Genomic DNA, 20,544 nt, shown 5'->3' with positions numbered 1-20,544 from the left:
ACGACCTAGACTTCCGACGTGACCGCGGCGACTGAGGATGACGGCGGGTCGGCCGACGAGGTCCGCCGGCCGAGCATCGCGGTGCTCGCCCGGGACCGCCGTGTCTGGCTGATCCTCGCCGTGGTCGCCGGTCTCCTGGTGTGTTGCTGCTCGGCCGTCGTCGGCGCGCTGATCGCGCTCTCCGCCGGCCTGCTCAGCGCCTGACAGGGTCTGCTGCCCCGGCTCAGGCCGTCCGCAGCTCGTCCGCCGCCGTACTCACCCGCAGGAAGAGCAGGCCGACACCGACCGTCACCAGCACCGCCGCCAGGGCGCCGGCGCCGAGCCAGGCCAGCTGCTCCAGGGGTACGGGGATCGCCCGCTCCGCCTCGGCGATCTGCACGATCCGGGTGTACTGGTCGCGGGTCGCCGGATCGTCACAGAGCGCGGCCGTGGCGTCGCACACCACCGTCGACGACCCGCCCGTGCTGACGCTCGGGAAGAGTCCTCGGCCGAGCATCGTTCCCACGGTGAGCGCCAGCAGTATCGCCGGCACCGCCGGGGTCAGCGCCTGCCAGGCGACCGATCCGCTCAGCGTGGCACGGGGCACGCCGGTGGCGACAAGCGCGGCGTAGGCACGTCGGCGGGCGACGATCCCCTCGACCAGCGCGACGATCAGCCCGCCCGCCGCGATCAGCATCGCCACGGCCACCGCGGCGTCGACCAGATCCATTGTCGACAGGTAGAAGGGGTTGATGTCCGCCGCCACCCCGGCGAGGCGGCTCTGTTCCCGTTCCACCTGGTCCTGCGTGGCGAAGTACGCCCGCTGCACCGCCGCACCGGCACCGAAGATCACGGCGGCCAGCAGCGCGGCGAACGTCCGGCTGCCCGCCCACGGGTCGGCCAGCAGCCGGCCCGCCGCGAGCAGCGCCGACGCGCCGCGGGCGTGCCGGTGCAGCAACCGGCCACAGGTGTGCGAGATCCAACCGGTGCCGATGACCACCCCGATCATCGCGGCGAGCCCACCCGCCAGGAACAGCAGCGGTACCAGCCAGCCCAGCACCGCGTCGTTCCCGTCGAACCGGTAGGCGACCGGGCGTACGGCGACGAAGGAGGCCAGGCCCAGGCCGATCAACAGCCCGGCCCAGGGGCGCGGACCCCGCTCGCGGACGGTCCTGCGACTGACCCCGAGCGGGCTGGTCGTGACCGTACGCAGCATCAGGGCGGTGGCTGCCGCCGCGAGCACCGGCAGCCCCAGCACCACCGCGACCAGCGCGCCCGTCGACGGCAGCACGTCGGTGGGCAGGGCCAGGCGACCCCGCTCGTCCGGCCGGTGCAGCAGCTGGCGGCCGACCAGGTAGACGCCCAGCCCGGCGAGGGTGCCGAGCAGACTGGCCAGGCCGGTCTCCAGCACCGCCAGGCGGGTGACCTGACCGGGGGTGGCGCCGGCCAGCCGGAGGGCGGCGAGTCGTCGGTCCCGGGCCGGCGCGCCGAGCCGGGCGCACTGGCCGGCCAGCGCCAGCACCGGAACGGCCAGCATCAGCAGCGCGAACGCCGTCCCCCCGCGCAACCCCGGCTCCCGCAGCAACTCGTTGCGGTACTGCTCGGACTCCGCCCACGCTTCGCCGGCCGGTGTCTGGATGGCCAGCACGGTGAGCGCCGCCATCCCGGCCAACGACGCCAGCAGGGCGCTGAGCGCGGTCAGCACCACCCGTGCCGTGTCGGTCCGGTTGCCGGCCAGCGCGAGCCGCACCAGCGTCGCCGGCCTCACCGGGAGCCGCCCGCCAACGGCACGTCGAGCCCCAGGCCGGTGTGGTCCACCAGGCCGTCGCGCAGCACGATCTCCCGATCGGCGTACGCGGCGATCCGCGGCTCGTGGGTGACCAGCACGACAGCGGTACGTTGCTCGCGGGCGAGGCGTACCAGCTGGGTGAGCACCTGCTCGCCGGTGAGCGTGTCCAGCGCGCCGGTCGGCTCGTCGGCGAAGAGCACCCACGGCTCGGTGACCAGCGCCCGCGCGGTGGCGCACCGCTGCTGCTGACCGCCGGACATCTCCCCCGGCCGGAGGTCGGCCAGGTCGGCCACCCCGAACCGTTCCAGCCAGGTGAGCGCCGCCGTCCGTGCCTCTCGCCGCCCCGTGCCGGCGAGGAGCAGGGGCAGGGCCACGTTCTCGGCCGCGGTCAGCTCGGCGACCAGCTGACCGAACTGGAACAGCACGCCGAACTCGGTGCGCCGCAGCCGGGACCGGGCAGCCTCCGACCAGGTGTCGATCCGGTGGCCGCGCCAGGTGACCTCGCCTGCGTCGGGCCGGAGGATCCCGGCCAGGCAGTGCAGCAGGGTCGACTTGCCGCAGCCACTCGGACCGGTGACCGCGACGATCTCGCCCTCGGCCACGTCGAGCGTCACACCGCGCAGGGCGGGCGTCGGGCCGTACGCCCGAACCACGCCGCGAGCCTGGAGTTGCGTCACGGATGCACCTCCCGGTGCCAGTCGGCGACCCGGCCCAGGGTGGTGTGCAGCCACCGCAGGTCGGCGTCGAGGTGGGCGATCGCGAAGTCGGCCGCGACCACGTCGCTGAGGGTTGCGGCAGGGTCGGCCTTGACCGCCGTCAACTCCCGCAGCCGCGCGGTGTGCGCGGCGCGCTGGGCGACCAGATACGACCGGGCGCGCTCGACGTCGGCCACCAGCAGCGCCACCACGACCTTGGCGAAGAGCGTGCTGGCCACGTACGGCATCGGTGGCTCCACGGTGGACAGCCATTGGTCCAGCGTGGCGCGACCGTCACCGGTCAGCGCGTACGTCGTGCGGTCCGGCCCGGAGGCCCGGTCCTGGCCGGCGGTGGCCACCAGGCCGTCCCGTTCCAGGCGGCCGAGGGTGGCATAGACCTGCCCGAACGCCAACGGCCGAGCCCGCGGTAACCGCTGGTCATGTGCACGCTTGAGCTCATACCCGTGCCGGCTGCCCCCAGCGAGCAACCCGAGCAGCACATGAGGCGTGGACACCCGGCCCACTATTCACCGAGCGAATACCCCAAGTCAACACCATCCCCAACCCCCACTCCTCCCCGGCCCCCGGCGACTCTGCGTTGATCATGAAGTTATTGCCACCCGCACCGGCGTGTCGTGGCAATAACTTCATGATCAACGAGGTCAGCCGATCGGGACCCGGCCGGGTGGGGTGGGGTGGGGTGGGGTGGGGTGGGGTTAGGGGGTTTGGGGCCAGGTGGGGGTTCGGCCGGTCTGGGTCAGGAGGCGGTCCAGGTCGGGGGTTTGGGTTGGGGTTGGGGTCGGGGGTTGGGGTGGGTCGGCGAAGACGCCCATCTTGCGGGCGGTCGGGCCCAGCTGCTCGACCAGGGCGTGCAGCTCGGCCACCGCCTCCGGGGCAGGTCGGTAGGGCTGGCCGGTCGCCACGGCGAGGTCCCAGCCGTGCACGATCAGGTCCAGCAGCGCCATACCGCCGACGACGGTCTGCGGCAGCCCCATGCCCGGCGAGACACCATCCAGGGTGGACGGGTCCGACCAGGCGGTGACCAGGCGGTCGGTCTCGACCACGAACCGGTCCCGCCAGCCGTCGTCCAGGTGGTCGGGTTTCTCGGCCCACTCCACAGGCCTCTTCTCGGCCAGGTCCTGGAAGTTCACCACCACCTCGAACAGGTGGTTGAGCAGATCACGGACCACGTAGTCGCGGCACGGAGTGGGCAGGTCGAGCTGGTCGTCGGCGACACCGCGTACCACGTCCACGGTTCGCGGCGCCGCAGCCGCCAGCAGATCGCTAGTCTGAGTGGCCATATGGCCAGCGTATGAGGGTGGTCTTGAAGAAATGCGACAGCGACCGCGCGGCGACAGTCGGGGCATTCTCGACCCGGGGCGGTTGCTGCGCGAGGTCCGGTTCCGCCGGCACCTGCCGGCCGAACCGTTGCGCGCGTGGGTCGAGCACTACTGGTTGATCGACTGGACGTTGAGCGCGCCCTTCGAGCAGCGGATCGTGCCGCACCCGGCGGTGAACGTGGTGTTCCGGAGCGACGGCGAGACCGACCGCGACAACGAGCGCACCGAGGGCAACGGCGGGAGCGACGGCCGGAGCCACCGCGACGGCGACGCGACGGAGGCCGGCGAGGTGGCCGGGGTGGGCCGCGACCTGTTCCGGATCACGCTCACCGGCACCGGCCGGGTCTGCGGGGTCCAGTTCCGCCCCGGTGGTTTCCACCCGTTCTGGCGGCAGTCCGTGGCCGGGTTGACCGGACGTCGACTGCCGCTGCCCGCCGGCCGGCTGCTCCCTCCGGTCCATCCCGTCTGCGCGGGCAGCGACGACGACCGCTGTCGTGCGCTCGACGCTGCGCTCACCGCGTGGGCGCCCGACCCGGACCCGGGCGCCGCGGAGGCCGTCCGGCTGGCCGAGTCCATCCGCGCCGACCGGACGGTGCTGCGCGTCGACGAGTTCGCCGCGCGGCACGACGTTCCGGTCCGCCGGCTGCAACGGCTCTTCACCGAGTACGTGGGGGTCGGCCCGAAGTGGGTGATCCGCCGCTACCGCCTCCAGGAGGCCGTCGAGCGGGCCGCCGGGGCTCCGCTCGACTGGGCGGGGCTCGCCGCCAACCTCGGCTACAGCGACCAGGCTCACCTGGTCCGCGACTTCACCGCCGTCGCCGGGGTGTCACCCGCCGCGTACGCGCGCTCGGTGCACTGAGCCGCCACCGCAGCGGGCCCTCAGCGACGGCGCAGGACCACCACGGCGACATCGTCCTGGATCTTGGACGGGGCCAGCTCCACAAGCAGGCGGGCGCAGAACTCGTCCAGGTCGTCGTCGACGGTGGCGGCCACCGCGGCGAGCGCTGCCAGCCCCTCGTCGATGGTGGCGTCCCGGCGCTCGATCAACCCGTCGGTGTAGAACACCAGGGTGGCGCCGGCCGGCAGGACGAACTCCAGGTCGGCCGGTCGGGGCGCGCGGACGCCGAGCAGTGGCGCCGAGTGCTGCACGAACTCGATCTTTCCGTTCTGCTGAAGCAGCGGGGGCAGGTGGCCGGCGCTGGCCAGCCGAACCCGCCCGGTCGGCGGGTGCAGCAGCAGGACGCAGAGCGTGGCCAACTCGTTCGGCAGCAGGGTCCGCATCAGCTCGTTGACCCGGTGCAGGATCTCGCCGGGTTGGTGCCCCTCGACCGCGTACGCCCGGACCGCGTGCCGCAGCTCGGCCATCACGGTGGCCGCGTGCAGCGAGTGGCCCGCAACGTCGCCGATCGCCAGCAGCAGGTGCCCGTCAAGCATCACCAGCTCGTAGAAGTCACCGCCCACCTCGGTCTGCGCGCTGGCCGGCTCGTAGCGCACCGCGAGGTCCAGGCCGGCCACCGTGGGCAGGCTGCGCGGGAGCAGGCTGCGCTGGAGGGTGACGGCGATCCGGTGCTCCTCGTCGAAGGAGCGCTGCGCCTCGACCGCCGCCGCGACGGCCTGGGCGAGCTGCACGAGCACCGGCGTGCGGGCGGTCTGGGTGGCGGTGGGGACCACCACGTACAGCGGGGCCCGGTCCTCCCGTAGCCGGGCGGCGGCCACCGTCACCGTGTCGTCCGCCGGCCAGGCGAGCAGCCCCCAGTTCGCCGGGGCCTCCACCTTGACCGTGGCGCCCGTGGGCACCCCGGTGTCGTCGACGACCCACGGCACGATTGCCGCCTCGGCGCCCGGGCCGGCGCAGATCCCGGCGAGGCAGTCACCGTCGAACGTCTCGGCGATCACCGCCGCCGGGCTCTTGAAGATCTGCGCGGCACCCTCCGCGGCGACTTCGAGCAGCCGCGCGAAGGTCGCCGCGGCGTGCACCGCCACTGTGGTGTCGGCGAGGCCGAGGAGCCGCTCGGCGAGCAGTTCGGCACGCTGCCGGGCCTGGTAGTACCGCAGGACCGCCCGGGTGGTGGCGATCAGCTCCTCCGGCTCGATCGGCTCGGCCAGGTAGGCGTCCGCACCCCGGGTCAGCCCCTGGGCCCGGTCCGCGACGTCCACGGCGTGCGCGGAGACGTGGATCACCGGCATCGCCGGGTGGGACGCCTTGATCCGTTCGCACACCTCGTAGCCGCTCAGGTCGGGCAGCCGGACGTCGAGCACCACCAGGTCGATCCGGTCCGTCTCGACCCGGGCCAACGCCTCGGCGCCGTTCTCCGCTTCGAGCACCGTGTACCCGGCCCGGGTCAGCCAGCTGACCAGCAGATAGCGCTTCGTACGACTGTCGTCGACCACCAGGAGGGTCGCCGGGCCGCCGCCGTCCACCGTCACGCTCCGCCTGTGGGCAGGGAGACTGTGAACGTGCTGCCCCGGCCCGGCTCGCTGGCCAGCTCCAACGTGCCGCCGAGCAGGGTCACCAGCCGCCGGGCGTACGGCAGGCCGAGGCCGGTGCCGCCGACCCGGGTCGCGCCCGGCACCTGGTAGAACTCCTCGAAGATCCGATCGTGCAGCTCGGTCGCGATGCCCGGACCGGTGTCGCTGACCTCGAAGTTCCACCTGTCGTCGCGACGCCGGACGCGCAGCCGCACCTCGCCGCGCTCGGTGAACTTCAACCCGTTGTGCAGCAGATTGCGCAGTACCTGACCGAGCAGCACCTCGTCGGTGCGGAGCGCGGCCGGGGCGGGCGGTTCCTCCACCACGAGTTCCACCTGGGGCCGGGTGGCAAGTGCCCGCATGGTGCCGCGCAGTTGACCGAAGACCGATCGCAGATCCACGTCGGCCCAGTCCGGCTCGATGCGGCCCGACTCGGCCTTGGCGAGATCCAGCAGTTCGTTGACCAGCCCGAGCAGGTCCTCCGCCGACGAGCGGATGAGGCCCACCTGGCGGGCCTGTTCGGCGGTGAGTGGGTCGGAGGAGGAGTCGGCGAGCAGACGCCCCAACCCGATGATCGCGGTGACCGGGGCGCGCAGCTCGTGGCTCACGTTGGCCAGGAAGCGGCTCTTCGACTCGCTCGCGGCCCGCAGTTGAGCCGACTTCTCGTCCAGCTCCGCGTAGAGGGCGACGACCCCCCTGTTGGTCTCCTCCAGCTCCTCGGTCAGCTGGTTGTAGAGCGCCAGCACACCGCGGTTGGTCTCGGCCAGTTCGTCGTTCAGCACGGCCAACTCGTCGCGCTGGCTGCGTACCTCGTCGAGTGCCGCGATGAGCTGGCCGTTCTGCACGGTCAGCTCGTCCAGCGCGCTGCCCGGCGCGGTACGGCCGAGTTCCGCGCGGAACTCGACCAGCCGCTCCGGGGTCGGCGTCGGCGCGTTGGCCGGGACTCTTCGGGACATCCGTACGACCGTAACCCCCTCGACGGTCGACACGCTCAGTGTGTCGACCAGTCGGGACACCGCACCCGACTGCGGCTCGAACCGGCCGTCGGGCAGTGGGGCCACCGGGGCCAGGTCGGCGCGGAGGTAGAACCGCCCGTCGGCGCCGGCGTCGATGTGGAACGTGACGTCCGCGCCGCCGGTCAGGCGCAGCAGGTCCCGGGCCACCTCGCTGAGCGCGGTGGCGATCCGGACCTGGTCCTGGTGTTCGAGGCCCACCACGCCAGCCACCTCGCGGCCGCGCTGGCGGATGACGAAGATGTCCTGCTCGACCCGCAGCGCCATCTGCAGCAGCGGCGGCGCGGCCGGCTCCGCGCTCATGCCCAGGACCTCGCGACCAGAACGCAGGCGTCGTCGCGCCGCACTCCGGCGTCACGCAACAGGGTCGCCGCCATCACCAACGGGGACCGTTCGGCGAGGCCCGGGTAGTCGGTCAACCGCCAGCGGTCGACCACGCCGTCGCTGTGCATCACCAGCCGGGCGCCCGGCCCGAACGGGTAGTCGTAGCCGCGGACCGTCGGCCGCTGGTGCCCGGCGATGCCGGGCAGCGACACCAGCCCGCGACGCTGACCGTCACCCTCGACGATCACCCCGGCGATGTTGCCCAGACCGGCGTAGTGCAGCACGCCGCCCGCCAGCTCGGCGACCGCGAGCGCGGCACCGCGGGTGTGCGACATGCTCCGGTGCAGGTGACTGACCACCGCAGCCGGTGGGCTGGCCGGAGCGTCACGGAAGGCCGCGAGCGCGGCCTCGGTGGCGGCGGCGGCAAGCGGGCCGTGCCCCAGCCCGTCACTGACAAGCACCTGGTGCCGGCCGTCGGCGAGCCGGACGGCGTACCCGTCGCCGCTTACCGTCTCGCCGGTGATCGGCCGGGTGAGCGCGCCGGCCCAGGACGGCTGGGCCGGTTCGGCCGGCCAGACCTGTACGGCGAGGACCGTGCCCCGACCGGGCAGGGAGTATCCGTCGAACCAGTTCGCCTGGCGGACGATGGCGCCGAGGCCGATCCCGAGGGTGCCGGTGGTGGAGTGCCCGTCCCGGGACGACACGGTGAGGTCGGCCATGCCGGGCCCGGAGTCGATGGCCACCAGCTCCACGCCGGCCTGCCCGGCGCGGCGGACCGGCCGGAGCAGCAGGACGCCGTCCTCGGCGTGCTTGACGAGGTTGCTGGTCAGCTCGGCGGCGACGATGGCCAGGTCGGCGATGCGCGACGCACCCATCTCGATCTGCTCGCCGAGGCGTTCCGCGGCCCGTCGTACGGCGCTGGCCGAGCTGCTGGCCTCCACGCGGAACCAGATGCCGCTGTCGGTGACCGGGTCCCCGTTCACCTGGACCACTTGGTGACCGTGATCCGCGTGCCGGTTCCCGCCGACGTCTCGATCTCGAACTCGTCGACCAGCCGGCGGGACCCGCTGAGCCCGAGGCCGAGCCCGCCGCCTGTGGTGTAACCGTCGGTCAGGGCCATGTCGAGGTCGGCGATGCCGGGGCCCGAGTCGGCGAAGACGATCCGGACACCCTTGCGACGACCGTTGTCCACGGTCGTCACCTCCACGGTGCCGCCGCCGCCGTACACCAGGGTGTTGCGGGCCAGTTCGCTCGCTGCGGTGACCACCTTGGTCTGGTCGACGAGCGACAGCTTGACGGCGACCGCCACCGTGCGGACCAGTTGCCGGACGCGGACCACGTCCTCGTCGCTGCGGACCGACTGCGCCTGCGGCTGGCCCAGGTCGACGCCCGCGGTCACGGCGTGGCCGTCTCGGCGTCCGGATCGTCGTCGAGCTGGTAGTCGAGCTCATCGGCGCGGGCCGCCGCGATCAGCTCCATGCCGCGCTCGACGTTCAGCGCGGTACGGATCCCGTTCAGCGACAGCCCCAGTTCGACAAGGGTGATGGCGACGGCGGGTCGCATGCCGACCACCACCGTCTCCGCGTCGAGGACCTTGGAGATCGACGCGATGGCGGAGAGCATCCGCCCGACGAAGGAGTCGACGATGTCCAGCGCGGTGATGTCGATGATGACGCCGTGGCAGCCGGTGGCCACGATCCGCTCGGCGAGGTCGTCCTGGAGCTGGACCGCCGTCTGGTCGGACATGTCGAGCTGGATGGAGACGAGCAGGATGTCGCCGATCTTGAGGATCGGCACGCGCTCCATCAGACGTCCCGACGTGGCTGGCGACGCGCGGTCTCCACCCCGTTGAGCCGCAGCACGTGGCGCAGCGCGTCGGCCAGGCTCGCCTTGGTGGCGATGTCGCCGAACTCGATGCCGAGCGCCACGATGGTCTGCGCGATCTGCGGACGGATGCCGGAGATGATGCAGTCGGCGCCCATCAGCCGGGCGGCCACCACGGTCTTCAGGATGTGCTGGGCGACCTGCGTGTCCACCGCGGGGACGCCGGTGATGTCGATGATCGCGTACGGGGAGCCGGTGTCGACCAGAGTCTGCAGCAGCCGCTCCATGACCACCTGGGCGCGCGCCGAGTCCAGGGTGCCGACCAGCGGGACGGCGACCACGCCCTCCCAGAGCTTGACCACCGGGGTGGAGAGTTCGAGCAACTGCTCGGCCTGGTCGGCGATCAGGCTCTCGCGGGTGCGGACGAAGCTCTCGAAGGTGAACAGACCCAGCTCGTCGACCAGCTTGGAGAAGGCGACGTAGTCGTGCAGCGCGTTCGCGCCGCCGGACTCCTGCACCAGCTCGGCCAGCACGTCCTTGAGCGCGAAGATGCTGACAGTCGTCTCGGTGGCGGAGAAGCCCTGCCGGGCCCTGCCCCGGGACAGGTCGGCGAGCGCCGCCCGCAGTTCGCCGGCGCTCTCCGTGGACAGGTCGATCGCGCCCTGCTCGCCGGTGCCGACGATGGCACGGTGCAGGTCCTCGACCTGCCGGCGCAGCTCGGCGTGGCTCAGTCGGCCTCGCAGCGAACCGGCAACGATGTCGGTCCACCGCTGCGTGACCTGCTCGGCGCGACCATTCAGCAGCGCGGCGAGCCGACCACTTTCCTCGGCGTTCAACGCCATCGTGAAACCCCCCTCGACCTGGACCGGCCGGACTCTATCACCGGGAACTGCGCAACTACTTGCTCCGTAGCAACGGAATGACGATGGCCACCGGATGCCGGCTCCCGTTCTGCGTGGGAGGACGGTCGTGGGATACCGTTCCCCCGATAACAGGAGGTCTGGCGAATGTCCCTGACGGTGCACACGGAACAACGCGGCGACGTGGTCGTCGTGTCGGTCGCGGGCGAGCTGGACATGGCAACCGCACCGCAGTTGCAGGACCAGATCACCGACCTGCTCGACAAGGGCCGTAACCGGCTGGTGTTCGACCTGGCGGACGTCTCGTTCTGCGACTCGACCGGGCTGTCGGTGTTCGTTCGCGCCAAGAACAGCTGTGACGAGGCCGGCGGTGTGGTGCGGCTGGCCGCTCCGCAGCGCGGGGTGCTGCGCATCCTCGAGGTGAGCGGGCTCGTCGAGGTGCTGCACACCTATCCGACGGTGGATGAGGCAGTCGCGGGCGAATCGACCCCGGCGTCCTCCTGACCGCTGTCGGGCCCTACTCGTCCTCGACGTAGCGGGGACGGGCGATCGCCATGCCCGCGGCCGTCTGCACGACCAGTGCGGCCAGCAGGAACCCGATCGGCGCCGTCCAGCCTCCGGTGACCTCGTAGAGGATGCCGACCATCAGCGGGCCGAGCGCGGCGATCACGTACCCGGTGCTCTGCGCGAACGCGGAGAGCGCGACGGTTCCCTCGGCGGTGCGCGCCCGCAGACCGATGGTGGTGAGGATCAGCGGGAACGCGCCCTGTCCGAGCGCCAGCAGGGCCACCCAGAGCAGCGCGGCGCCGTGCGGAGCGAACGCCAGCCCCAGGTAGGCCAGCGCCGATGCGGTGGTCAGGCCGAGCACCAGCGGACGCAGGGTGGCGAGCCGGGCGGCGAGGGTGGGCATCAGCAGTGCGATCGGCACGCCTAGCGCTGTCACTCCGGCGAGCAGCAGCCCGGCCGCCTCCGGCCGGTAGCCGGCGTCACGGAAGAGCTGGGCCAACCAGCCCATGATCGCGTACCCGCTGAGCGACTGCGCCCCGAAGTAGACCGCCATGGCCCAGCCCAGCCGGGTCCGCGCCGGCCGGACCCGCGTCGGCGCGGCGACGGCCGCCGTCGGGGTCGCGCGCCGCGCGCCCGCCCGCGTCCGCGTCCGCAGCGCCAGCGGAATCCACGGGAGTACGGCCACCGCCGCCAGCCCCGCCCAGACGCCCAGCCCGGCCCGCCAGGAGCCGAAGGCGTGCGCGATCGGCACCGCGCTGGCCGCGGCCACCGTCGTGCCCAGGGTCAACGCCATGGTGTACGCCCCGGTGACCAGCCCGGTCCGGTGGCCGAAGTGCTGCTTGACAAGCATCGGCAGCAGGATGTTGGCGACGGCGATGCCGGCCAGGGCCAGCGCGCTGGTGAGCACGAAGATCCAGGCCGAGTCGGTGGCCGCCCGGAGCACCTGGCCGGCAGCCAGGACGATCATGGCGACCACCAGCACCCGGGCCGGCGCGACCCGGCGGACCAGCCACGGGGTGAGCGCGCCGAGACCCGCGAACGCGATTGTCGGCAGGGTGGTGACCAGACCGGCCATGGTGCCGGAGAGGCCCAGTCCGTCACGGATCTCGTCGAGCAGGGCGCCGAGGCTGGTGACGGCGGTCCGCAGGTTGAGCGCGACCAGCAGCATTCCGACAAGCACCAGTGCGCCACCGGTCGCCGGGTGCGTCCGCCGGGCCGCGGGGCCGCGCGTCGGGCGGGTGTCGACGGCGGCGGGAGCGGGCGGGGCCGGAGCGGCGACGGGTGGCGGGGTCATGGTCTCTAACCTACAATCATGGGATGAATTTCGGGCCGGTGATGTAACCAGTGCCACCGTCGGTCGATTCCCCCGCCGTGCCGCCCCGCGGCCATCGCGTCCGGCAGACGATCGAGCAGCTCCGGGCCCGGATCCTGGGCGGCGAGTGGCCGGTCGGCGGGCGAATCCCCACCGAGCCGCAACTGGTCGCCGCGCTCGGCGTCGGGCGCAACACGGTCCGCGAGGCCGTCCGCGCTCTCGTGCACGCCGGGGTGCTGGAGTGCCGGCAGGGCTCCGGCACGTACGTGGTGTCCACCGACGAGCTGGCGCCGGTGGTGGCCCGCCGACTGGGCGACGACCGGATGACCGAGGTCATCGAGGTGCGGCGCGCCTTCGAGGTGGAGGCCGCCCGGCTCGCCGCGCTGCGGCGTACACCTGCCGACCTGGCGGCGCTCGACGGTGCGCTCGCCGACCGTGAGGCGGCCTGGCGCGGCGGCCGGGTCGACGCGTTCGTCGAGGCCGACGCGGCGCTGCACGTCGCGGTGGTCGCCGCCGCGCACAACACCATGCTCGCCGAGCTGTACGCCTCGGTCGGCACCGCCCTGCGCAGCACCGTCGCCCAGGCGATGGGCAGCGCGCTCACGCCCGAGCGCTACGTCGACCACACCCGACTGGTCGAGGCGATCCGGGCCGGTGATCCGAGTCGGGCGGCGATCGAAGCCGGCGCTTTTCTGGAGGCCGCCTGAGGGGCATAGGTTGTCCGCGACGGAAAAACGGACACCTCGGGAGTACGGATGCTCAAGGGCTTCAAAGATTTCATCATGCGCGGCAACGTGGTCGACCTGGCGGTCGGCATCGTGATCGGCGCCGCGTTCACGGGCGTGGTCACCCAGCTCACCAAGTCGTTCCTCGAACCACTGATCAAGGCGGTCGGCGGGGGCACCGGCCTGTCGGCCGGGAGGTGGAAGCTCACCGAGGGTAACTACGTGGACTGGGCGGCTTTCATCAACGCCCTGATCACCTTCCTGCTCACCGCGGCGGTGCTCTACTTCTTCGTGGTGTTCCCGATGAACAAGCTGGCCGAGCGCCGGCAGCGGGGCGAGGAGCCGCCGCCTGCGGCGCCGAGCGAGGAGGTCAAGCTGCTCACCGAGATCCGAGACGCGCTCGTCTCCGCCGGCCACACCACCCCCGGCCAGCAGCGTGGAGCGCTTGACGACGTGCTGGGTCGCCGCACCGACCCGCCGATGCAGCGCTGACCCGAACGGATGCACATCGGCCCCTGCGGGAATCCCGCAGGGGCCGCACCTTCTCGTACGTGTGTTCGATAGAGTCCCGCCATGGAGCAGCGCAAGCACTGGTGGAACGGAAAGTGGGGGCGGCTGGCCCGGCGGGACGTCTTCCTGCGGGTCGATGCCGATCGGTGGCACGTCGAGCAGCGGGCCGGCGGCGCCGAGGGCATTTCCCGGTTCTACGAGTACGGCAGTGCGGACGAGGCTGAAGAGACGGTCCGGGCGCTTCTCGACGGCACGGACACCTGGCGGGAACTGTCCCCGCGCCCACCGGGCAGCTGGACCCTCCCGAACAACTGAGCGGGCCGGCAGGGCAGACGGGCCGGCGGGCGGCGAATGGGCCGGCGGTGCTGGCTCAGCCCGGCGGGGCGGTGACGGCGTTTAGTGGCGTGCCGCCCCGGGAACCGCTGAGAGATGGACCAGCAGGACGAGCAGCAGGCGACCATCTCGCGGATCACCACGGGGATGCCGGTGATCGACTCAGCCGGCACCACCGTCGGGACCGTGGATCTCGTCCAGCGGGGCGACCCCAACGCGGTGACCGTGCAGACGCCGAGCGCCGACCCGGGCAGCAGCCTGGACGAGTTGATCGAGGCGACGGCGGTCGAGGAGCCGGACGTGCCGGCCGACCTGGCGGCGCGGCTGCTGCACACCGGCTACCTGAAGGTGTCCACCGATCTGACCTCCACCGGCGCGGTCTACGTACCGGCCGACCGGATCGGGTCCGTTGCCGACGGCCGGGTCCTCCTGGCCGTGGGCGTGGCCGATCTGCCGCCCGAGGAGTAGCCCGGTCGGTCCCGTCGCCCTGATCAACTCGGGTTCAAGGAAGCCGCGGTATCCCAGCGGACCGGACCCCCCGCCTTCCTTGAACGCGAGTGGATCAAGGCGGGAAGACGCGCCCAGACGAGAGACGCGTACCGTCGCGGGATGTCCCTGGTGCCACCGCAGCCGGAACTGACCGACGGCGTTGTCCGGCTCCGGGCGTGGGGGATGGCCGACCTCGACTGCGTGCGGCAGGCCGCGGCGGATCGGCGGATCACCGAAGCCACCACCGTGCCGGTTCGGTTCACCGAGGAGGCCGGCCGTGCGTTCGTACGCCGGCAGTGGAGTCGGACCACCGACGCTGCTGGGCTCTCGCTGGCGATCGCCGACGCGGACACGGACGTCGCGGTCGGTTCGGTCACCTTGCTGCTGCGGCCCCAGTCGGGTGTGGCCGGTCTTGGCTACTGGCTGACCCCAATCGGACGGGGACGGGGCTTGGCCAGCAGGGCGGCGCGGCTGCTCACGGAGTGGGCGCTGGAGACCGCCGGCCTGGCCCGGGTGGAGGCGTGGGTCGAGCCGGACAACCTGGCGTCCCGGCGGGTACTCGCGGCGGCCGACTTCGTCGAGGAGGGCGTGTTGAGGAGCTTCCTGGCCTTCCCGACTCGTCGGGCGGACGCCATGGTGCTGGCCCGAGTCGCGGGAAGCGAACAGCGGAGATCGACACGGGATCAGTGATGTTGCGGTGTCTGGTCGGCGGGGACACCGCGATTTCCTTGATCTGGTGTGGATCTCTCCGGCGCGGCGGGCGGCGCGGGTCGGCGCTGGTGAAAGAGCAGCAGCATCGCGCAGCCGGCCACCAGTCCCCAGAACGCGCCGCCGACGCCGACCAGCGTCACCCCGGAGGCGGTCACCACGAAGGTGACCACGGCGGCCTCCCTGGTCGCCGGGTCAGTCACCGCCGCGGCGAGCGCGGTGGCGAGCGCACCCAGCAGGGCCAGACCGGCGACCGCCTCGATGAGGATCGGCGGCGCGACCGCTACCAGCGCGGTGGCCACGCCGGCACCCAGCCCGAGCAGGGCCAGTCCAACGCCGGCGGTGACCGAGGCGACCCATCGGCGCTCCGGGTCCGGGTGTGCGTCGGGGCCGGCGGCCAGCGCGGCGGTGATCGCCGCGAGGTTCACGGCGTGCCCGCCGGCCGGGGCAGCCAGCAGGCTGGCCAGGCCGGTGGCCCGCAGCGCCGCCCCGAACGGCGGCCGGTAGCCGTAGCCGACCAGCACCGCCATGCCTGGTACGTTCTGCGCCGCCATCGTGACCAGGAACAGCGGGAGGGCGAGCCCGACCAGCGCGGACGCGTTCCAGGCGGGCGTCGTCAGGGTGACCGACGGGATCAGCGTGGCACCGTCCAGCCCGGCCGGCGGGGCGGTCAGCGCGATCGCCACCACCGCCACCAGCAGCGCGCCGGGCACCGCCCAGCGGCGGGCGAACCGGTGCAGCAGCAGCCAGCCGACCACCACCGGGCCGGCCACCCTGGGCAGCTCGACGAGCGCGCGGACCGGGGCGGTGCACAGGGGCAGCAGCACACCGGCGAGCATCGCGCCGGCCACCGGTTTGGGGATCGCGGCCACCGCCCGGCCCAGCGGTGGGAAGAGCCCGGCCGCGACGATCAGCGCCCCGGAGACGAGGAAGGCACCCACCGCGACAGGCCAACCGCCCGTCGGCGGCCCGGTCGCGACCAGCAGCGCCGCGCCGGGCGTCGACCAGGCCACGCTCATCGGGATCCGGTGCCGCCAGCCCAGCCAGGCGGCGGCGAGCCCGCACGCCACACAGAGGGCCAGCAGGCCGGAGGCCGCCTGCGCGTCCGACGCGCCCGCCGCGCGGAGCCCGGCCAGCACGACCGTGAACGAGCTGGCGAAGCCGACAAGCGCGGTCACGACGCCGGCCAGCACCGGTTGCGCGCGTCCCGCCATCCCGACCTCCCAAGTGTTCCGTTTACGGAACGACAGCGTGTAGCACGATAGCCGGGTGCCGCACCCACCACCAGCCCGTCGTCCGGGCCTCGACGTGGATCCCGCCGTCGTCGGCCGGCGGGTCCGTGCCCTGCGGGAGGAGCGGGGCATCTCGCTGTCCACGTTGGCGCGGCTCGCCGGCGTCGGAAAGGCCACCCTCTCCGGCCTGGAGAACGGCACCCGCAACCCCACCCTGGAGACGCTCTGGGCAGTCACCGCGCAGCTCGGCGTGCCGTTCACCGCCCTGCTTGCCGAACCGGCGGCCGAGCCCACCGTGCACGGCACCGCGGTCACCGCCACCCTGCTGGAGGTGTTCGACGACACCGACGCGACCTACGAGCTGTACCGGATGCGCGTCGCGCCCGGCATCGTGCAGGTCTCCCCCGCCCATCAGCCGGGCGTCACCGAACACGTCACCGTCTTCGCCGGCGTGCTGCGGGCCGGCCCGGCCGACGCGCCGCTGACCGCCCCGGCCGGCGGTCACCTCCGCTGGGTCTCCGACGTGCCGCACAGCTACGCTGCGGTGGGCGACGACGAGGTCGCCGCGACCCTGCTGATGCGCTATCCGCGCCGCTGAGCCGCCCTCAGTCCACCGGGGCGGGCACCGGCAGCCGGTGCCGGACCGCCCAGAGCGCCACCTCGGTACGCGACACCGAGCCGGTCTTGCGCAGCAGGTTCGACACGTGCACGGTGACCGTACGCACCGAGATGCCGAGCGCCTTCGCCACCTGCTTGTTGGACATCCCGGCGACCAGGCAGCCCAGCACCTCGACCTCGCGGGCGGTCAGCTCGGGGTCGAGCGGCACGTCGACGACCGGATCGGCCGCCGCCGCCGGAACGGTCGGTGCGGTCGGTGCGGTTGGTTGACGCGGTTGACGCGGGCCGGGCAGTCGTCGCAGCAACGCCTCCGGCCCCTCGTTGGCGTGTGCGGCAAGCATTTCGGTCAACGCGTACGGGTTGCCGCCGGTGCACCGCCAGAGGGAGGTGACCAGCCGGTCGGACGGGGTGGTGTCCGCGTACACCTGGGTCAGCACCTCCGCGACCTCGGCCGGACGCAGCGGACCAAGGTGTTGGCGGACGGCGCCGCGGACGCCACTGAGGCGGGCCAGCGCGCGGCGGGTGAGGTCCGGCGCCACCGCGTCGGTCGGCGGTCGACTGGCCACCACGAGCAGGGCTGGCAGGTCGGCGACGGTGGCCAGTTCGCCGATCAGGTTGACGCTGGCCGGGTCGAGCGCGTGCAGGTCGTCCACGACCAGCACCGCCGGACCGGCGCCGACCAACAACTGGACGGTCCGTACGGCGAGGCGGAGCAGGGTGCCCGGGGCGTACCGCTCGCGGGGCGCGGTGGGCTGCTGGGCCAACCAGGCCAGCGCGTCCGACGGCAGGCCGAGCCGGCTGGTGTCCCGGCCGGTGAGCACCGCCGCCAGCCAGTCGTACGGGGCCGGGCCGTGCACTCGGGCCGCGCCGGAGAGGACCAGCGCGGGACGCGGCGTGAAGGCGTCCACAGCGGCCGCGACCAGCAGACTCTTGCCCACTCCCGCCGCCCCGGTGACCACCGCGACGGCGGGTGCCGAGCGGCGGGCGGCCGCCACGGCGGACCACGCCCGGTCGAGCTCGGCGAGCTCGCCGGCGCGTCCGACCATGGACACCGGCATCATTTCTCAACCCTACGCAGTAGTGCGTAGAGACGGAGGCAGGGTGTTCTTGGCAAGCTGGCACCATGACGCTGATCCTCCGCTCGGTCATCCTCAACGACATCGGCCTGGTCCGCACCAACAACGAGGACTCCGCCCTCGCCGGTGACCGCCTGATCGCCGTCGCCGACGGCATGGGCGGGCTGCCCGCGGGCGAGGTGGCGAGCGAGATCGTGATCCGGATCCTGGACGAGCTGGCTCCGCCCACCGACCCGGACGGCGCCGCCGACGCGCTCCGTGCCGTGGTCAGCACCGCCAACCAGCGCATCCACGCCGCGATCACCGTCGACCCGGCCCGCGAGGGGATGGGCACCACGCTCACCGCCGCGCTGCTGGCCGGGGAGACGCTGGTGCTCGCGCAGGTCGGCGACTCTCGCTGCTACCTGCTGCGCGACCGGGAGCTGACCCAGCTCACCCGGGACGACACGTTCGTCCAGGCGCTTGTCGACCAGGGCACGCTCTCCCCGGAGCAGGCCCGGTACCACCCGCAGCGGTCCCTGGTGACCCGGGCCGTGCAGGGCGCCGACACCCCGCCGGCCGTCGGCGTCCTCACCGTGGCCCCCGGCGACCGGCTGCTGCTGTGCAGCGACGGGCTCTCCGACTACGTCGAGGACGAGGCCATCGCGACGACCCTTGGCATGTACGCCGACCGTCAGCAGTGTGGCGAGCAGTTGGTGAAGCTCGCCCACCACGCCGGCGCACCGGACAACGTGACGGTAGTCGTCTCCGACGTCACGACCCGCTGACCCCTGCGGCCTGCTCGGCGGTCCGTGGGACCGGCTGTGCGGTCATCGTCGGCACTACTAGGTAGTTGTGCTACCTAGCTTGCGCCGCTAGTGTCCCGCGAGTGGAATCCGACCGGCGCGGGCAGTGGCTGCGGGGGGTGCTCGACATCTGCGTACTGGCCCTGCTGGCCGAACGCGAGTCCTACGGCTACCAGCTCGCCCAGGCGCTCGACGCGGCGGGTGTCGGGCCGATCCAGGGCGGCACGCTCTATCCCGTGCTGCTGCGCCTGCAGAAGATTGGGCTGGTGACCGCGCAGTGGCGGGAGGGCACCGCCGGCCCGGCCCGCAAGTACTACCGGCTCACCGACGACGGGCACGCCGCGCTGCGCCAGGGCGGCAGCGCCTGGCTCACCTTCGTCCGGCCGGTGAACGACATCGTCACGAAGGGGGTCGCCCGGTGAACTCCGACGACTGGCTACGCGCGCTCACCGCCGAACTGCACCAGCGCCGGGTCGCGGCGGACGCCGCCCGGCACGTGGTTGCCGAGGCCGCCACACACCTGCGCGAGGGAGGCGGCGACCCCTGGGTCGTCTTCGGCCCACCCCAGCAGTACGCGGGCGCGATCGTCGAGAGCATCGGCACCGCACCCGGGCCACGCCCCGGACCGGTCCGGCTGCACGCGCAAGGCATCACCAAGCGGTACGGCCGACAGACCGTCCTGCGCGACGCCACGCTCACCGTCCGGGCCGGACAGATCGCCGCCGTCGTGGGCGCGAACGGCTGCGGCAAGAGCACCTTCCTGCGGATCTGCGCCGGGTTGATCTCACCGGACGCCGGCGAGGTGGCCGTCTCCGGGCGGCTCGGCTACTGCCCGCAGTCCGGCGGCACCGCCGACTTCCTGCTCCCCGACGAGCACTTCGTCCTGGTCGGCGCCGGCCAGGGGGTCGCCCGAGGGCCGGCCCGCCGCGCCGGCCGGGCGGCGGCCCGACAGCTCGGTTGGGAGGCGGGCGGGGCCACACAGGCCCGACACCTCTCCGGCGGTACCCGCCAGAAACTCAATCTGACGATGTCCGCGCTCAGCAACCCGGACGTGCTGCTGCTCGACGAGCCGTATCAGGGCTTCGACCAGGGCACTTACCTCAACTTCTGGGACCAGCTCGGCCGACTGCGCGACGCGGGCACCGCGATCGTCGTCGTGACCCACCTGCTCAACCAACTCGACCGGGTGGACACCGTGCTCGACCTGACCCCGGCACAGCAGACCGGGTGGCACGCGCCCGGCGTTCAGGGAGGCCGCCCGTGAACCGGCTCGTCACCGTCGCCGAGATGACCCTGCGGGAGCTGCTGCGGCGTCGGGGCGTACTCCTGCTGTTGTTGTTGATGCCGTTGACCTTCTACCTGATCCGGCGGGACTCCTACCTCGGGCAGTCGGTCCGCTCGCTGCTGCTCGGCGTGGGCTGGGCCGTGAGCACCGCGGCACTGTTCGCCACCACGGCGGCGCGCGAGCTGGAGCCGAGGCTGCGGCTGGCCGGCTACCGGCCGCACCACCTCTACCTGGGCCGGATGCTCGGCCTGTGGACGGTCGGGCTGGTCATCTCCGTCCCGTTCTTCCTGCTCCCCTGGGTCGACGGCGCGGACCTGCGGTACGAGGGCCTGGCGGCGGCGCTGCTCTGCGCCGTCGGGGTGGCCGCGCCGTTCGGGATGCTGATCGGCGCGCTGCTGCCCCGCGAGCTGGAGGGGACGCTGCTGCTGCTCACCGTGGTGACTGTGCAGATGCTTATCGACCCGGCCGGGTCGGGCGCGAGGCTGACGCCGTTCTGGTCGACCAGGGAGATCGCCACCTGGTCGGTGGACCACACCGACGGCGGTTACCTCGCCCGGGGGGTGCTGCACGGCATCGTCGTCACCGCCCTGCTCGCCCTCGGCGTGGCCGCCGTGGCAAGTGTCCGTCTGCGCCGCCGTCGACACCTGCGGCACCTGCCGGTCGGCTGAGGA

26 protein-coding genes are annotated in these 20,544 nt (G+C 72.9%); 13 read left to right on the top strand and 13 right to left on the bottom strand.

The window, feature by feature from the left end; all coding sequences use genetic code 11:
* Positions 1-18 precede the first annotated feature (18 nt).
* Positions 19-204, top strand: coding sequence for a hypothetical protein (locus AB0K10_RS08680; RefSeq protein ID WP_363681289.1), 186 nt, complete (start codon positions 19-21; stop codon positions 202-204).
* 19 nt (positions 205-223) lie between these two features.
* On the opposite strand, the gene AB0K10_RS08675 is transcribed toward AB0K10_RS08680, so the two are convergent.
* The 4 genes from AB0K10_RS08675 to AB0K10_RS08660 form a co-directional block, all read right to left on the bottom strand.
* Positions 224-1,747, bottom strand: coding sequence for an FtsX-like permease family protein (locus AB0K10_RS08675; protein ID WP_363681287.1), 1,524 nt, complete (start codon positions 1,745-1,747; stop codon positions 224-226).
* Entirely contained in the window at positions 1,744-2,445 is a 702-nt protein-coding gene (locus AB0K10_RS08670) for an ABC transporter ATP-binding protein (RefSeq protein WP_358096848.1), read from the bottom strand. Before AB0K10_RS08670 ends, AB0K10_RS08675 begins: the two co-directional genes overlap by 4 nt.
* The gene (locus AB0K10_RS08665; protein ID WP_363681285.1) at positions 2,442-2,978 is read right to left on the bottom strand and encodes a PadR family transcriptional regulator; all 537 of its coding nucleotides are present in this window, start codon (positions 2,976-2,978) and stop codon (positions 2,442-2,444) included. The genes AB0K10_RS08670 and AB0K10_RS08665 overlap by 4 nt, the downstream gene beginning before the upstream one ends.
* A gap of 201 nt (positions 2,979-3,179) precedes the next feature.
* Entirely contained in the window at positions 3,180-3,764 is a 585-nt protein-coding gene (locus AB0K10_RS08660; protein ID WP_363681283.1) for a TIGR03086 family metal-binding protein, read from the bottom strand.
* Positions 3,765-3,795: 31 nt separating this feature from the next.
* Between AB0K10_RS08660 and AB0K10_RS08655 the strand changes: the two genes are divergently transcribed.
* Positions 3,796-4,662: an AraC family transcriptional regulator gene (locus AB0K10_RS08655; protein ID WP_363681281.1), complete on the top strand. Its 867-nt coding sequence runs from the start codon at positions 3,796-3,798 to the stop codon at positions 4,660-4,662.
* 20 nt (positions 4,663-4,682) lie between these two features.
* On the opposite strand, the gene AB0K10_RS08650 is transcribed toward AB0K10_RS08655, so the two are convergent.
* The 6 genes from AB0K10_RS08650 to AB0K10_RS08625 are packed head-to-tail and all read right to left on the bottom strand — an operon-like array spanning position 4,683 to position 10,275.
* Positions 4,683-6,230, bottom strand: coding sequence for a SpoIIE family protein phosphatase (locus AB0K10_RS08650; protein WP_363681279.1), 1,548 nt, complete (start codon positions 6,228-6,230; stop codon positions 4,683-4,685).
* A complete protein-coding gene (locus AB0K10_RS08645) occupies positions 6,227-7,588 on the bottom strand; it encodes a sensor histidine kinase (RefSeq protein WP_363681277.1) in 1,362 nt (453 codons plus the stop codon). The genes AB0K10_RS08650 and AB0K10_RS08645 overlap by 4 nt, the downstream gene beginning before the upstream one ends.
* A complete protein-coding gene (locus AB0K10_RS08640) occupies positions 7,585-8,592 on the bottom strand; it encodes a SpoIIE family protein phosphatase (protein ID WP_363681443.1) in 1,008 nt (335 codons plus the stop codon). The genes AB0K10_RS08645 and AB0K10_RS08640 overlap by 4 nt, the downstream gene beginning before the upstream one ends.
* Positions 8,589-9,008, bottom strand: a complete 420-nt coding sequence (locus AB0K10_RS08635; protein WP_363681275.1) for an anti-sigma regulatory factor — start codon at positions 9,006-9,008, stop codon at positions 8,589-8,591. Before AB0K10_RS08635 ends, AB0K10_RS08640 begins: the two co-directional genes overlap by 4 nt.
* On the bottom strand, positions 9,005-9,415 hold the full coding sequence (locus AB0K10_RS08630; RefSeq protein WP_363681273.1) for an STAS domain-containing protein: 411 nt from the start codon (positions 9,413-9,415) through the stop codon (positions 9,005-9,007). Before AB0K10_RS08630 ends, AB0K10_RS08635 begins: the two co-directional genes overlap by 4 nt.
* Positions 9,415-10,275 (bottom strand): STAS domain-containing protein, encoded by an 861-nt coding sequence (locus AB0K10_RS08625; RefSeq protein ID WP_363681271.1) that lies wholly within the window; start codon positions 10,273-10,275, stop codon positions 9,415-9,417. The genes AB0K10_RS08630 and AB0K10_RS08625 overlap by 1 nt, the downstream gene beginning before the upstream one ends.
* Before the next feature lie 165 nt (positions 10,276-10,440).
* On the opposite strand from AB0K10_RS08625, the gene AB0K10_RS08620 reads away from it, so the two are divergent.
* On the top strand, positions 10,441-10,797 hold the full coding sequence (locus AB0K10_RS08620; protein ID WP_196920593.1) for an STAS domain-containing protein: 357 nt from the start codon (positions 10,441-10,443) through the stop codon (positions 10,795-10,797).
* Positions 10,798-10,810: 13 nt separating this feature from the next.
* On the opposite strand, the gene AB0K10_RS08615 is transcribed toward AB0K10_RS08620, so the two are convergent.
* The gene (locus tag AB0K10_RS08615) at positions 10,811-11,968 is read right to left on the bottom strand and encodes an MFS transporter (protein WP_363681441.1); all 1,158 of its coding nucleotides are present in this window, start codon (positions 11,966-11,968) and stop codon (positions 10,811-10,813) included.
* Between the two features lie 176 nt (positions 11,969-12,144).
* On the opposite strand from AB0K10_RS08615, the gene AB0K10_RS08610 reads away from it, so the two are divergent.
* From AB0K10_RS08610 to AB0K10_RS08590, 5 genes are all read left to right on the top strand, one after another.
* Positions 12,145-12,819, top strand: a complete 675-nt coding sequence (locus AB0K10_RS08610) for an FCD domain-containing protein (RefSeq protein ID WP_363681269.1) — start codon at positions 12,145-12,147, stop codon at positions 12,817-12,819.
* Positions 12,820-12,867: 48 nt separating this feature from the next.
* The gene (mscL, locus tag AB0K10_RS08605; protein WP_363681267.1) at positions 12,868-13,329 is read left to right on the top strand and encodes a large conductance mechanosensitive channel protein MscL; all 462 of its coding nucleotides are present in this window, start codon (positions 12,868-12,870) and stop codon (positions 13,327-13,329) included.
* 81 nt (positions 13,330-13,410) lie between these two features.
* Positions 13,411-13,662, top strand: coding sequence for a hypothetical protein (locus AB0K10_RS08600; protein WP_007454456.1), 252 nt, complete (start codon positions 13,411-13,413; stop codon positions 13,660-13,662).
* A gap of 114 nt (positions 13,663-13,776) precedes the next feature.
* Positions 13,777-14,148: a hypothetical protein gene (locus AB0K10_RS08595; RefSeq protein WP_363681265.1), complete on the top strand. Its 372-nt coding sequence runs from the start codon at positions 13,777-13,779 to the stop codon at positions 14,146-14,148.
* Between the two features lie 141 nt (positions 14,149-14,289).
* Positions 14,290-14,859 carry a GNAT family N-acetyltransferase gene (locus tag AB0K10_RS08590; RefSeq protein ID WP_363681263.1) on the top strand — a complete coding sequence of 190 codons (570 nt, stop codon included), beginning with the start codon at positions 14,290-14,292 and terminating at the stop codon, positions 14,857-14,859.
* Here the strand turns inward: AB0K10_RS08590 and AB0K10_RS08585 are convergent.
* Positions 14,853-16,091, bottom strand: a complete 1,239-nt coding sequence (locus AB0K10_RS08585; RefSeq protein ID WP_363681261.1) for a benzoate/H(+) symporter BenE family transporter — start codon at positions 16,089-16,091, stop codon at positions 14,853-14,855. The two genes, AB0K10_RS08590 and AB0K10_RS08585, sit on opposite strands and share 7 nt — an antisense overlap.
* A 55-nt stretch (positions 16,092-16,146) precedes the next feature.
* Between AB0K10_RS08585 and AB0K10_RS08580 the strand changes: the two genes are divergently transcribed.
* Positions 16,147-16,707: an XRE family transcriptional regulator gene (locus tag AB0K10_RS08580; RefSeq protein ID WP_363681259.1), complete on the top strand. Its 561-nt coding sequence runs from the start codon at positions 16,147-16,149 to the stop codon at positions 16,705-16,707.
* Between the two features lie 7 nt (positions 16,708-16,714).
* On the opposite strand, the gene AB0K10_RS08575 is transcribed toward AB0K10_RS08580, so the two are convergent.
* Positions 16,715-17,788 carry an AAA family ATPase gene (locus tag AB0K10_RS08575; protein WP_363681257.1) on the bottom strand — a complete coding sequence of 358 codons (1,074 nt, stop codon included), beginning with the start codon at positions 17,786-17,788 and terminating at the stop codon, positions 16,715-16,717.
* 62 nt (positions 17,789-17,850) lie between these two features.
* Between AB0K10_RS08575 and AB0K10_RS08570 the strand changes: the two genes are divergently transcribed.
* The 4 genes from AB0K10_RS08570 to AB0K10_RS08555 all read left to right on the top strand — a co-directional run bounded on the left by AB0K10_RS08570 (position 17,851) and on the right by AB0K10_RS08555 (position 20,541).
* Positions 17,851-18,570 (top strand): protein phosphatase 2C domain-containing protein, encoded by a 720-nt coding sequence (locus AB0K10_RS08570; RefSeq protein WP_363681255.1) that lies wholly within the window; start codon positions 17,851-17,853, stop codon positions 18,568-18,570.
* Positions 18,571-18,671: 101 nt separating this feature from the next.
* Positions 18,672-19,010 (top strand): PadR family transcriptional regulator, encoded by a 339-nt coding sequence (locus AB0K10_RS08565; protein WP_363681253.1) that lies wholly within the window; start codon positions 18,672-18,674, stop codon positions 19,008-19,010.
* Positions 19,007-19,852 carry an ATP-binding cassette domain-containing protein gene (locus tag AB0K10_RS08560; protein WP_363681251.1) on the top strand — a complete coding sequence of 282 codons (846 nt, stop codon included), beginning with the start codon at positions 19,007-19,009 and terminating at the stop codon, positions 19,850-19,852. Before AB0K10_RS08565 ends, AB0K10_RS08560 begins: the two co-directional genes overlap by 4 nt.
* Positions 19,849-20,541, top strand: a complete 693-nt coding sequence (locus AB0K10_RS08555; protein ID WP_363681249.1) for a hypothetical protein — start codon at positions 19,849-19,851, stop codon at positions 20,539-20,541. Before AB0K10_RS08560 ends, AB0K10_RS08555 begins: the two co-directional genes overlap by 4 nt.
* Positions 20,542-20,544: the final 3 nt, after the last annotated feature.

It is taken from the genome of Micromonospora sp. NPDC049274 (genome assembly GCF_040678875.1).
Taxonomy (GTDB): Bacteria; Actinomycetota; Actinomycetes; order Mycobacteriales; family Micromonosporaceae; genus Micromonospora.
This window is presented reverse-complemented; position numbering and strand designations above follow the sequence as displayed.